This window comes from Rhodococcus sp. IEGM 1306, from assembly GCF_036541985.1.
Classification (GTDB): domain Bacteria; phylum Actinomycetota; class Actinomycetes; order Mycobacteriales; family Mycobacteriaceae; genus Rhodococcus_F; species Rhodococcus_F qingshengii.
Genome location: NZ_JAZHFF010000005.1, coordinates 482,171 through 494,594, shown reverse-complemented (window position 1 = coordinate 494,594; position 12,424 = coordinate 482,171). Strand labels below are relative to the sequence as shown.

Sequence of the window (12,424 nt, the reverse complement as noted above, 5' to 3'; positions counted from 1 at the left end):
CCGTTTTTCGGCCGGGGATCTTTTCTGTCAGCGCGCGGCTCGAGATGCGCGTAGCCGATGTGACAGTCACACAAGGTTTTCGGGCAGTCGGACGCGCGGCAACCAACTCAGCTCCACGAGATGCTCGCAAACGGGCGACTGCAGAGGATCGACAGAGTCGGGGTCCCCATCCCGCCTGTCGCCCCGATACGGGTGAACAGTTTGCAGAACCCGCACCGCACTTCACAAAACGGGATGGGTTGATGCAACTCGTCGACAGCAAGACCGACCGACAGGTACCGAACAACCGGGCGACACGCGGAGCACGACCGGAACGATATGAGCTATCAGACATTTCAGACCGAATCGCGCGTCCGGCTCGTGAGCGAATTCACTTGGACGTAGGGTTCCAGACACCAGCTGATCAATTCAGATACATGAGGGGGGAAGACTTTCAGTCAGGTGATCATTTCGGTCAGTTCGAGCGAGCCGACTTGCACACAGCGCTCACCAGTGGTTCCCTCATCAGGTCGCTGAGACGCACATCACAACGACGACAGTCAGCCACCGCCCGTCACCCACAAGGTCGACGGGAAACAACCAAGGAGCAATACATGCCCGGAGTCGGCATATGGCGCACCAAATCCGTCGAGCAATCGATCGCGGACACCGACGAGCCTGAGACAAAGCTCAAGAAGGAACTGACCCCGAAGGACCTCACGGTATTCGGAGTCGCCGTCGTCATCGGTGCAGGCATCTTCACGCTGACTGCTCGAACCGCAGGCAATGTCGCAGGACCCTCGATTTCACTGGCATTCGTTCTCGCTGCGATCGCCTGTGGCCTTGCCGCGCTGTGTTACGCGGAGTTCGCCTCCACCGTTCCCGTCGCAGGCAGCGCATACACGTTCTCCTACGCGACGTTCGGTGAGTTCGCCGCCTGGATCATCGGCTGGGACCTCATCCTCGAGTTCGCTCTCGCCTCCGCAGTCGTCGGCAAGGGTTGGTCGCTCTACCTCGGCAATGTCATCGGGGCCAGCGGCAGCACCACCGCCCACATCGGTTCGATCAGCTTCGACTGGGGCGCGCTGCTCATCATCGGCGCGATCACTCTGATCCTCGCGATCGGCACCAAGGTTTCCTCGCGAGTCTCCGCAATCATCACCGCGATCAAGATCGCAGTAGTTCTGCTCGTCATCGTCGTGGGTGCCTTCTACATCAAGAAGGAGAACTACTCCCCCTTCATCCCGCCGTCCGAAGGAACCGAGAGCTCTGCAAGCGGAATCCATCAGACCTTGTTCTCCTGGCTGACCGGTGCAGGCGGAAGTAGCTACGGCGCTTACGGTTTGCTCGCAGCAGCCAGCCTCGTGTTCTTTGCCTTCATCGGCTTCGACGTCGTCGCCACCACGGCCGAGGAAACCAAGAACCCACAGAAGTCGTTGCCGCGCGGAATCTTCGGCTCGCTCGCCATCGTCACCGTTCTCTACGTTGCCGTCACACTCGTCCTCACCGGCATGGTCAAGTACACCGAACTCAAGGACGGCAGTCCTCTCGTCGGCGATTCCAGCGCCACCCTCGCAACCGCATTCGAGGCCAACGGAATCGGTTGGGCACAAACCGCCATCAACTTCGGTGGCCTGGCCGGCCTCACAACAGTTGTCATGGTCATGATGCTCGGCCAGACCCGCGTCCTCTTCGCGATGTCCCGTGACGGCCTCATGCCGCGCAGCCTGGCCAAGACCAACGCCAAGGGCATCCCGATGCGCATCACGTTGATCGTCGGTGGCATCGTCGCCGTCCTGGCAGCCTTCTTCCCGATGGGCACACTCGAAGAGATGGTCAACATCGGAACGCTGTTCGCTTTCGTCCTGGTTTGTGTCGGCGTCATCGTCCTGCGCCGCACCCGCCCCGACCTGCCGCGCGGATTCCGCGTCCCACTGGTGCCGTTCGTTCCGATCGTCGCCGTGCTCGCCTGCGGTTGGCTGATGCTCAACCTCTCGGTCGAGACCTGGATCCGGTTCCTCGTCTGGATGGCCATCGGTGTTGTCGTGTACTTCGCCTACGGTCACCGCAAGTCGGTCCTCGGTCGCAAGCTCAAGGACGGAACAGCCATCCCGTCCGCGAACGCCGACCCGGTACTCGTCAAGGACTGATCCTTCACAAACGAACCGCCGCTCTCCGATTCGGAGAGCGGCGGTTCGTTTGTTCGACGACGCGAGTTTCAGATGAGCGGATTGGCGCCGTTCAGGAAGATCCAGGTGCAGACACCGGCAGCGATACCGAGGATCAAGACCACGAGCGATCCGACAAACGGGCGGGTTGCCCAGCCACGACGACCGTCGAGCGCAATACGACCCGGGCCCGTCAAAATGATGACGCCCGCACAGATTCCGAGCAGCATCTCGTATTCGGTGCCGTCAGGGGCAAAGTACTCGAGGCCGGGGGCACTGGCCTGACGCAGCGCCCACGCGTTGATCATCACCGCAAGAACCGACGCCGCCGCAACGGGAGTCAGCAGCCCGAGGATGAGGAGCGCACCACCGGCGACCTCACCGACGGCACCGAGTATCGCCATCCATTTCGCCTGCTGGAACCCGGCGTCGGCCAGCATCGTCTCGAACCCGCCGAGACCCGGCCCGTTCCAGATACCGGTCAACTTCTGCAGACCGTGCACCAGCGCGGTTCCGCCGACGGCCAACCGCAGTGCAAGCAGGCCGAGATCGAGAGTGCCTCGGCCCCGCGGAGTCTCGGTGGTACCTGCCACCGCTTCGGCGGTGGGGACGGCAGCGATCGGAGCGTCGTACGCCGTCTCGCGCTCGAGAGCTACTGTCGGCTGATCCGCACCCGGTGCTCGGTACGTCGGTATCTGCTCGGTCAGGGAATTGGCGTTCGTGGAACCGAAATCGAGATCGTCGTCGGTTCGCGGCAACGGATTCTTGGCGCTCACCGTCGGAAATTGTTCGGTGGGCGAATCATACGGACTGGACACATTGCCCGTCGGCTTGTCCGCATCCGACAACTCGCTGGGATCTTTTCGCTCGTCAGTCACGTAGGTGAGCCTATGACCGATTCACGAACTCGACGGGGAACCTTGGTCCGGCGTGGCGGCATCTGCCGTGCGTTACGTAACGTCTTGGGCATGACTACGGGTAGGCATGCAGCGCTGGGCGCACTGGCTCTGATGCTCGGGACATCGTTGCTCGCAGGTTGCGCCGACTTCGACGAATCGACTGCCTCGCCGTTCACACCCGAACCGACCAACCAGGCCAGCGCCGAAGTACAGCCGGAGAACCCGCCGCCGTCGACCACGCCGCCGGCGCCGCGGACCGGCCCTCTCGGGCCGTGTCAGGACGCCGACACCGCCGTGATCGCAACCTGTCTCGACACCACCGGTGGGCTCGTCACACTCCCGGATGGGAATTCCGGACTGGTCGCCGAACGGCGGACCGGCCGGATCATGCAGGTAGCGCCCAACACGACACCGGTCGAGGTTGCCAAAATCGACGTCGACGGCAGCGGCGACGGCGGACTGCTCGATATCGCCCTCTCCCCCACATTTGTCGAAGACAACCTGATCTACGCCTACGTCACCACCGGAACCGACAACCGGGTGGTCCGTATTGCTCCCGGTGACACCGCCAAGGAGGTCCTCGGCGGAATTCCGCGCGGCGCGAGTGGCAACGGTGGATCGCTGGAATTCGCGGCAGCCGATCAGCTCATGGTCCTGACTGGCGATACCGGCAACCCTGCGGTTGCTCAGGATCCCGGCTCGTTGGCGGGGAAGCTGTTGCGAGTCCGATCGTTGACGCCCAACGCTGCGCCGCCTCGCCCGGAAGTTGTGCTGTCCGGAATCGGAAACGGCGGCGGCGTATGTGTCGATCCAGGCATCGCGACGTGGGTCACCGACCGAACCACTCTCGAAGATCGCCTCCAACGCGTCGGCGCCGACGGCACGGTGACATCTCCCGCGTGGACGTGGCCCGACCGACCCGGAGTCGGTGGGTGCATCGCAGCGCAGGGAGTGGTAGCTGTCGCGCTGGGGGCCGGCAAAGCGATCTCGGCGCTGGCGGCCGATCCGGGAACAGGAGCAGTCACGACCGCACCGTCGGCAGTGGCGAAAGACACGTACGGCCAACTGGGCGGTTTGGCGCTCGGATCCGACGGTTTGATGTGGGCGAGCACGATCAACAAGACCGCGGGCGAGCCGGGACCGAAAGACGACAAGGTGGTCAAGATCCCGATGCCGAGTGGCAGCGGCGGGATCGACTGAGCCGCGATCGCCGAGCGCCATGTCTGTTCGGTCACGGATCCCGTGACCGAACATGCACAGATGCGTACTCTTTTGTTAGCGGGGCTAAACACCACGCATTTGCCAGGACCGGTTGGCCAACCACGACAAAGGAGTCGGTATGAAGGCAATCCAGTACACGAGAATCGGCGCAGAACCCGAACTCACGGAGATTCCCAAACCCGAGCCCGGTCCAGGTGAAGTGCTCCTGGAAGTGACCGCTGCCGGCGTCTGCCATTCGGACGACTTCATCATGAGCCTGCCGGAAGAGCAGTACACCTACGGCCTTCCGCTCACGCTCGGTCACGAAGGCGCGGGCAAGGTCGCGGCCGTCGGCGACGGTGTCGAAGGACTCGACATCGGAACCAACGTCGTCGTCTACGGGCCTTGGGGTTGCGGCAACTGTTGGCACTGCTCGCAGGGACTGGAAAACTACTGTTCTCGCGCACAAGAACTCGGCATCAATCCTCCCGGACTCGGCGCCCCCGGCGCGTTGGCCGAGTTCATGATCGTCGATTCACCTCGCCATCTCGTCCCGATCGGCGACCTCGACCCGATCAAGACAGTGCCACTGACCGACGCCGGCCTGACGCCGTACCACGCGATCAAGCGTTCACTGCCGAAACTTCGCGGAGGCTCGTACGCAGTTGTCATCGGAACCGGTGGTCTCGGCCACGTCGCCATCCAACTCCTCCGCCACCTCTCGGCAGCAACTGTCATCGCACTCGACGTGAGCGCGGACAAGCTCGAACTGGCAACCAAGGTAGGCGCTCACGAAGTGGTTCTGTCCGACAAGGACGCGGCGGAGAACGTCCGCAAGATCACCGGAAGTCAGGGCGCCGCACTGGTTCTCGACTTCGTGGGCTATCAGCCCACCATCGACACCGCGATGGCCGTCGCCGGTGTCGGATCCGACGTCACCATCGTCGGGATCGGTGACGGTCAGGCCCACGCCAAGGTCGGGTTCTTCCAGAGTCCTTACGAGGCTTCGGTGACAGTTCCGTACTGGGGTGCCCGCAACGAGCTGATCGAATTGATCGACCTGGCGCACGCCGGCATCTTCGACATCGCGGTGGAGACCTTCAGCCTCGACAACGGAGCCGAAGCGTATCGACGACTGGCCGCCGGAACGCTCAGCGGCCGCGCGGTTGTGGTCCCTGGTCTGTAGATCGACAGTGGCAGAACGACTGCGGTAAGAACCACAGCGGAAAACACTGATGCCCGGCCGAATTCGTTTCGGCCGGGCATCAGCGTTCGCTACCGAGGACTAGCTGCACGCCTCGATGACAAGTTCCTTCACACGAGCCGCGTCTGCCTGCCCACGAGTGGCCTTCATGACGTCGCCGACGATCTTTCCGGCGGCCTGGACCTTGCCACTGCGGATCTTGTCGGCGATGTCGGGGTTGGCTGCGAGTGCTTCGTCGACGGCCGCCTTGAGCTTGGTTTCGTCACGTTCGACGACCAATTCCGGGTGGGCCGCGACAACCTGCTCCGGATCGCCCTCACCGTCGAGGACGTGATCGACGACCTGGCGAGCGACCTTGTTGTTGAGCTTGCCGCTGTCGATGAGAGCTACGACCTGCGCAACCTGCGCCGGGGTGATCGGCAGAGCACCGAGTTCGACGCCGCGGGTGTTCGCCTGCTGCGAGAGGTAAGACAGCCACCACGAACGCGCTGCCTCGGGCGAAGCACCGGCCTCGGTGGTCGCAATCACCAGATCGATGGCGCCGGCGTTGACGAGGTCACGCATGACCTCGTCGGAGATTCCCCAGTCCTTCTGGATCCGCGCGCGGCGAATCCAGGGAAGCTCCGGCAAGGTGCCACGCAGTTCTTCGACCCACTCGGCGCTCGGAGCGACGGGCTCGAGATCCGGTTCCGGGAAGTAGCGGTAGTCCTCGGCCGTTTCCTTGCGGCGTCCGGCAGCGGTGGTGCCGTCGGCCTCCTGGAAGTGGCGGGTCTCCTGGATGACCTCACCACCGGCGTCGAGAACTGCTGCCTGACGGCGCATTTCGTAGCGAACTGCGACCTCGACGCTCTTGAGGGAGTTGACGTTCTTGGTCTCGGTACGCGTTCCGAGTTCCTTGGCGCCGATCGGCATCAGCGAGATGTTGGCGTCGCAGCGCATAGATCCCTGATCCATGCGCACGTCGGAGACGTCGAGTGATTTGAGCAGATCACGAAGCGCCGTCACGTACGCACGAGCAACCTCGGGAGCGCGCTCACCGGCACCGTGGATGGTCTTGGTGACGATCTCGACCAGCGGCACACCCGCACGGTTGTAGTCGAGCAGTGAGTGGCTCGCACCGTGGATACGGCCGGTAGCGCCACCGACGTGGAGGGACTTACCGGTGTCCTCCTCCATGTGCGCACGTTCGATCTCCACGCGCCACGTCGTGCCGTCGTCGAGGATCACGTCGAGGTAGCCCTCGGTGGCGATCGGCTCGTCGTACTGGGAGATCTGGTAGTTCTTCGGCTGATCCGGGTAGAAGTAGTTCTTGCGCGCGAATCGGCCCCACGGCGTGATGGAGCAGTTGAGCGCAAGGCCGATCCGGATCGCGGACTCGACAGCGGCTGCGTTCACCACCGGCAACGAACCGGGCATGCCCAGACAGACCGGGCACACCTGGGTATTGGGTTCGGCACCGAACTCGGTGGGGCACGGGCAGAACATCTTGGTCGCGGTGCCGAGTTCTACGTGCACCTCCATACCCATCACAGGCTCGTACTTGGTCAGTACTTCGTCGTAATCGAGGATGTCGGGCGCATCGACAGCAGTCATGGTGATCAGTTTATGCGTCCGCGGCTCAGCCGAAGAATGCGGCTGCCTCCTCGTAGCGCTCCTTGGGCACCGTCTTGAGCTTGCGTGTCGCCTCGGCGAGTGGAACGAGGTCGATGGACGTTCCGTGCAACGCGACCATCTGACCGAAATCTCCGCGGTGAGCTGCGTCGGTGGCGTGAACTCCGAAGCGAGTGGCGAGGATGCGGTCGTGCGGCGTCGGGGTGCCGCCGCGCTGAATGTGTCCGAGGACTGTGGTGCGAACTTCCTTGCCGATGCGGCGCTCGATCTCGTTGCCGAGCTGCTGCGCGACGCCGGTGAAGATCTTGTGGCCGAACTCGTCGATGCCGCCCTCACGCAAAGTCATCGACGCGGGATCGGGCATCGCACCTTCAGCCACGACGCAGATGAAGTGGGAGTCGCCACGCTGGAAGCGCTTCTTGACCATCGCGCACACCTCGTCGACGTCGAACGGCTGTTCCGGAACCAGAGTCAGGTGTGCCCCCGACGCCAGTCCGGCTTGCAGCGCGATCCAGCCCGCGTGCCGGCCCATGACCTCGACGAGCATGACGCGCTGGTGAGATTCGGCCGTGGTGTGGAGCCTGTCGATGGCGTCGGTCGCGACGGCCAAGGCGGTGTCGAAGCCGAAAGTCACGTCGGTGCAGTCGATGTCGTTGTCGATCGTCTTGGGCACGCCGATCACGGGCACGCCGCTCTCGGAGAGCCAACTGGCCGCGGTCAGTGTGCCTTCGCCACCGATCGGGATCAGGACGTCGATCCCGTTGTCGTCGAGGGTCTGTTTGATCTGATCGAGGCCCGCGCGGAGTTTGTCGGGGTTCACGCGAGCTGTGCCGAGGATCGTGCCGCCGCGAGTGAGGATGCGATTGATGCGGTCGTCGGAGTCGAGTGGCACCTTGCGGTCCTCGAGCAGTCCTCGCCAACCGTCCCGGAATCCGACCACGGTACTGCCGTAACGACCGGCCGACGTACGTACGACGGCGCGGATGACCGCGTTCAAGCCCGGGCAGTCGCCGCCGCCCGTGAGGATTCCGATTCGCATAGTGCAGCACCTCTCGTGACCGGATTGTGGATCTTGATGTCCATCTTCCCCCAGTCACCGTATTGCCGCAGGATAGCGGCGTTGCCGAGCCGCAACGCCGCGCCGAGCGAGAGCACTAGCCCGGCGTGACGAGCCCGCTTTCGTAGGCCAACACGACTGCCTGGGCACGATCGCGCAGATCGAGCTTGGACAGCACCTTCCCGACATGGGTCTTGACCGTTTGTTCGGCGACGAACAAACGCTCGGCGATCTCGACGTTGGACAGCCCGCGGGCGATCAGTTCGAGGACCTCACGCTCACGCGGGGTCAACGCGTCGAGCGCTGCGGGTCGTGCGCGCGGGGCCGCCCGGCGACTCGTCACATCGGCGATCAGACGCCGCGTCACCGTCGGGGCCAACAAGGCCTGCCCTTCGGCGACGACGCGTACCGCCCGAATCAGTTCCTCGGCCGGTGCGTCCTTGAGCATGAACCCGCTCGCCCCGACGCTCAGTGCCTCGTAGACGTAGTCGTCGATGTCGAAAGTGGTGAGCATGAGAACTCGCACCGGTGGTTCCCACCCGGCGGACAGAATCTGGCGGGCAGCGTCGAGTCCGTTCATCTCGGGCATACGAACATCCATCAACACCACATCCGGGCGCAGACGCGCAACCTCGGCGACGGCGATCTTGCCGTCCGGCGCATCGCCGATCACGCTGATGTCGGGCTGGGCGGAGAGTAGGGCTCCGAACCCTTGTCGAACCATCGCCTGGTCGTCTGCGATGAATACTGTGATGGGCACTCGGACAGCCTAGGCGGGCATCGACGGCAACTCGGCCCGGACCTCGAACCCTCCATCCTCTCGCCGGTTTGCCAGCAGCATGCCGCCCACCGCCGAAGCCCGCTCACGCATTCCGCGGATTCCGTTGCCACCAGTGGTTTCCGACGCCGAGTGCTGATTGCCGCCCGATGGCGAAGGTCCGTTGTTCACGTACGCGCTCACCGATTGCGGACCGAAGGCCACGGCGACCTCGATGGGTCCGCCGGGTGAATGCCTGGCCGCGTTGGTGATCGACTCCTGAATGATCCGGTAGAGCGCAAGGCCCGTGGATTCCGAGACCGACGCTCGATCGCCGTCGACTCGCCACGACACCGGAAGTCCGGCACGGGTACTGCCGAGCAACAGTTCGTCCAACTGGTCGACGCCCGGTTGCGGAGCCTTCACCACGGTGTCCCCGTCGCTGCGCAGGACTCCGAGGAGGCCGCGGATCTCGTTGAGCGCTGCTCGCCCTGTCTCACTTATCGATTCGAATTCCGTTCGGATCTCCGGGGTGACTGCATCGAGCCGGTAGGGCGCGCTCTGCGCTTGCACGACCACCATCGACATGTGATGGGCCACGATGTCGTGCAAGTCGCGGGCGATCCGCGCCTTCTCCTCGAGGATCGTGCGCCGAGTGCGTTCGAGTTCACTGACTTCCTCCTGCTTGGCCAACTGGCGGCGCGAGAGAACCAACCAGCGGATCAACAGGCAGAAGACGACCAGCGCGCTCAGCCCGACGGCCCAACCGGCTCCGTCGCTTCCCGGCGCGTTGCCGAGGAAGAGCAACACCGTGGCGATCCAGGCGACACCGACAACCTGAATGGGCGCCCGCAGACTCACCGCGGCCAGCAACGACATCAGCACGATGATGTGGACGACCTGCCACGGATAGTCGTAACCGGGAGTGTTGTCGAACACCAACGGGATGATCAGCGCCGAGACCGCCGACACCGCCCAACCCAACGGAGCGTTGATCCGGATCAGGACGAACGGAAATGCCGCCAACGCGGCGACGAAGGGCATGATCGGCGGCGAAACATGATGCGTCAGTTGCAGTGTCGGCCAGGCAATCGAATAGAGGATCAGAGTGATCACGACGATGACGATGTTCCAGAACTGACCGCGCGCCACGAAACTGGTTGCGCGGCGAACCTTCTCCGAATGTACTACCGCCCCGTCGAGGCCGGACAGCATCGACCCAGCAGTGGCGTATGTCGGCGCGGACACATCCGGTGCGCCCCTGTTCTTCCTTCGGACCTTGATCACTCGTCAAGCCTATGAAGGTGAACCCCGAAAGTCCTCATACTGCAGAGTGAGATCCCCCTACCTCCGAGGTATCACAGGGGAGGGAATTCTCACCCGATCGCGCGCCGGAGAACCCCTCCACAGAGCGATGACCGCCAGGATTGTCCGTTCATAGCGTGAACGGCATGCGGATCACACGAGTGAAAGACCTCTCTCGAAGCGGCGGTACCTGGGCTGCCTTGGCCTTGGCTGCAACGGCAGCGATTACCGTCACCGCCGGAGCGAGCGGCGCCGAGTCGCCGCGCACCGAGAATTCGAACGCATCCAGGGCCATCGCCACCGTGACTACCGCGAATGCCTCTGACGCTGCGACCACCATCCCGGCAGATTTCGCCGCATTTGCCGGCTACACCCCCACTGTGGTCGACGGATACCTCGCCAATCCCCACGGCGACTGCTCGTCCCCGGTCCCACTGCCCGACGAATTCGACTCGGCCTGCAAAGCACACGATCTCGGGTACGACCTACTCCGCTACGCGCATTCACACGGAACGGAACTGGGGCCGTGGGCCCGGCAGGTCCTCGACGGTCAGCTCGACGAGCGAATGCATGCGGCCTGCGAAGACCGTACGTCCTTTCTCTCACGTGGGTATTGCTTCGCGATGGCCGATGTAGCCGTCACGGCGGTGAACGGAAACTCCTGGCGCCAAAGCTATCTGACACCGGTCACGGAATCTGGATTCGGTTACGGCACGGCCGGAGTTCTTGCTGTTTCCGCCCTCGGCTTCACCCTCATGCGGTCGCGGCGCCTCGCCCCGTCGAACGAGTTCTCCATCTCCCCGAAAGCGATTGCAGCATGAGCGTTCTGAATGCGTCACGGACCCCCGTCCTAGCCCGAGTCGGGGCGCTGGCGGTCCCTCGAGTGTCCACGAGTGTCGCCGTGGCAGCGATGTCCGCCATCTCGCTGGCCCCCGGACTGCTGCCGAGATCAGCCGCACTCCAGGGTGTGTTCAGCGGACTGCTCGTCGCGGTCGGGCTGCTGACGGTGTGGGTGTTCTCCGCGATCGCCCGTCCACTCGTGCCCGATCGCGTCAAGGACCGATTCGACGAACGTCATTGGCGCATCTGCGCGTTCGGACTGTCGACGGCCGCCACCGCCGTAGCGATGTTCGCCGCCACCGGTTGGCAGAGTTCGTTGCGAGCAGCGATGGGGGCACCGCCTGCCGGACTGCTCCACTGGGTGGAGGCGGGTTGCATTGCCGCGCTGACCGCCCTTGGCCTCTGGGGCATCGGGGTCGGGATGTCGAAGGCGCTGCGGTGGATGGGTTTCGCGCGGGGTGTGGGCGCCCTGGTCATGGGAGTCCTCGGAGTGCAGTTGGTCGTCGGCCCTGCCGTCTGGAACGGTCTCGCCGATTCGTTCGACAAGTCCAACTCGTACATCGACAGCGCTCTGACACAGCCACTTTCGGCGTCCGGGTCAGGCGGCCCCGATTCTCTGATCTCGTGGACGTCGATGGGGGCGGAGGGACGCAAGTTCGTCGCTGCCGGCGAAGACTCGGTGCGCGTCTATGCCGGTCTGGATTCCGCACCCGACGCCACATCACGTGCCGCTCTCGCGGTGAGCGAACTCGATCGCGTCGGCGGCTTTGCCCGCAACAGCGTCGTGGTGGCCGTTCCGACCGGCTCGGGGTGGATCGACACCCACGCCGTCGACGGTATCGAGCAACGGTTCGGCGGGGACGTCGCGATCGTCGGACAGCAATACTCCGACGCACCCAGCTGGGCGACATTCCTGTTCAGCCGCGACGACGCCGAAGAATCAGCCACCGCCCTGTTCACGGCTGTCGGCAGCCACATCGCCGCGATGCCCGCCGAGGATCGACCGGACCTGTTCCTCTACGGACAGAGCCTCGGCGCCGTCGGGGGCAGCGCCGCACTGACCGAGGCTTTGTCCGAGGGCAGTCCCATAGTCCCGTGCGACGTGTTGTGGGCCGGTCCCCCGGCCGGCGCGACACGAACGGACGGCGCAACCGTCCTCGCGAACACGTCCGACCCGGTGGTGTGGTGGTCGCCCGCCCTCGCGACACAGAAGCCGGATCTGAGCCGAGCGGCCCAGGATGCACCGATTCCTCAGTGGATCCCGGGCGTCACGTTCCTGCAGACCACCGTCGACATGCTCGGTTCGCTCGGTGTCCCCGCCGGCCACGGCCATCGCTACGGAACCGATCAGGGAACAGCTTTGGGGACGTGCTCCTGAAACTGCTGTGCGCCTTTATTAACCGC

The 12,424-nt window shown here is 64.1% G+C and carries 10 protein-coding genes; 5 read left to right on the top strand and 5 right to left on the bottom strand.

From position 1 onward, the window contains the following. Nucleotides 1-593: 593 nt before the first annotated feature. Entirely contained in the window at nucleotides 594-2,129 is a 1,536-nt protein-coding gene (locus tag V3587_RS17790) for an amino acid permease (protein ID WP_331702219.1), read from the top strand. 68 nt (nucleotides 2,130-2,197) lie between these two features. On the opposite strand, the gene V3587_RS17785 is transcribed toward V3587_RS17790, so the two are convergent. Beyond that, a complete protein-coding gene (locus V3587_RS17785; RefSeq protein ID WP_095969202.1) occupies nucleotides 2,198-3,025 on the bottom strand; it encodes a DoxX family protein in 828 nt (275 codons plus the stop codon). A 90-nt stretch (nucleotides 3,026-3,115) separates the two neighbouring features. On the opposite strand from V3587_RS17785, the gene V3587_RS17780 reads away from it, so the two are divergent. Together V3587_RS17780 and V3587_RS17775 are read left to right on the top strand one after the other, a co-directional pair. After that, the gene (locus V3587_RS17780; protein ID WP_283377058.1) at nucleotides 3,116-4,246 is read left to right on the top strand and encodes a PQQ-dependent sugar dehydrogenase; all 1,131 of its coding nucleotides are present in this window, start codon (nucleotides 3,116-3,118) and stop codon (nucleotides 4,244-4,246) included. Nucleotides 4,247-4,385: 139 nt separating this feature from the next. After that, nucleotides 4,386-5,432: an NAD(P)-dependent alcohol dehydrogenase gene (locus V3587_RS17775; RefSeq protein ID WP_095969200.1), complete on the top strand. Its 1,047-nt coding sequence runs from the start codon at nucleotides 4,386-4,388 to the stop codon at nucleotides 5,430-5,432. Between the two features lie 99 nt (nucleotides 5,433-5,531). On the opposite strand, the gene gatB is transcribed toward V3587_RS17775, so the two are convergent. The 4 genes from gatB to V3587_RS17755 all read right to left on the bottom strand — a co-directional run bounded on the left by gatB (nucleotide 5,532) and on the right by V3587_RS17755 (nucleotide 10,162). Continuing rightward, complete coding sequence (gene gatB, locus V3587_RS17770) at nucleotides 5,532-7,043, bottom strand: Asp-tRNA(Asn)/Glu-tRNA(Gln) amidotransferase subunit GatB (protein ID WP_095969199.1); 1,512 nt, start codon at nucleotides 7,041-7,043, stop codon at nucleotides 5,532-5,534. Between the two features lie 25 nt (nucleotides 7,044-7,068). Further along, entirely contained in the window at nucleotides 7,069-8,100 is a 1,032-nt protein-coding gene (locus V3587_RS17765; protein WP_019747919.1) for an ATP-dependent 6-phosphofructokinase, read from the bottom strand. Between the two features lie 115 nt (nucleotides 8,101-8,215). Next, nucleotides 8,216-8,878 (bottom strand): response regulator, encoded by a 663-nt coding sequence (locus tag V3587_RS17760; RefSeq protein WP_007729374.1) that lies wholly within the window; start codon nucleotides 8,876-8,878, stop codon nucleotides 8,216-8,218. Between the two features lie 9 nt (nucleotides 8,879-8,887). Next, nucleotides 8,888-10,162 (bottom strand): sensor histidine kinase, encoded by a 1,275-nt coding sequence (locus V3587_RS17755; protein WP_283377057.1) that lies wholly within the window; start codon nucleotides 10,160-10,162, stop codon nucleotides 8,888-8,890. Nucleotides 10,163-10,326: 164 nt separating this feature from the next. Here V3587_RS17755 and V3587_RS17750 point away from each other — a divergent pair, with 164 nt between their 5' ends. Beyond that, nucleotides 10,327-11,001, top strand: coding sequence for a hypothetical protein (locus V3587_RS17750; protein WP_095969299.1), 675 nt, complete (start codon nucleotides 10,327-10,329; stop codon nucleotides 10,999-11,001). Beyond that, nucleotides 10,998-12,398 (top strand): alpha/beta-hydrolase family protein, encoded by a 1,401-nt coding sequence (locus V3587_RS17745; RefSeq protein ID WP_283377056.1) that lies wholly within the window; start codon nucleotides 10,998-11,000, stop codon nucleotides 12,396-12,398. Before V3587_RS17750 ends, V3587_RS17745 begins: the two co-directional genes overlap by 4 nt. Nucleotides 12,399-12,424: the final 26 nt, after the last annotated feature.

Coding starts and splice junctions, on each gene's coding strand:
- V3587_RS17790 (WP_331702219.1), top strand. CDS start 594: ATGCCCGGAGTCGGCATATGGCGCACCAAATCCGTCGAGCAATCGATC.
- V3587_RS17780 (WP_283377058.1), top strand. CDS start 3,116: ATGACTACGGGTAGGCATGCAGCGCTGGGCGCACTGGCTCTGATGCTC.
- V3587_RS17775 (WP_095969200.1), top strand. CDS start 4,386: ATGAAGGCAATCCAGTACACGAGAATCGGCGCAGAACCCGAACTCACG.
- gatB (WP_095969199.1), bottom strand. CDS start 7,043: ATGACTGCTGTCGATGCGCCCGACATCCTCGATTACGACGAAGTACTG.
- V3587_RS17765 (WP_019747919.1), bottom strand. CDS start 8,100: ATGCGAATCGGAATCCTCACGGGCGGCGGCGACTGCCCGGGCTTGAAC.
- V3587_RS17750 (WP_095969299.1), top strand. CDS start 10,327: ATGCGGATCACACGAGTGAAAGACCTCTCTCGAAGCGGCGGTACCTGG.
- V3587_RS17745 (WP_283377056.1), top strand. CDS start 10,998: ATGAGCGTTCTGAATGCGTCACGGACCCCCGTCCTAGCCCGAGTCGGG.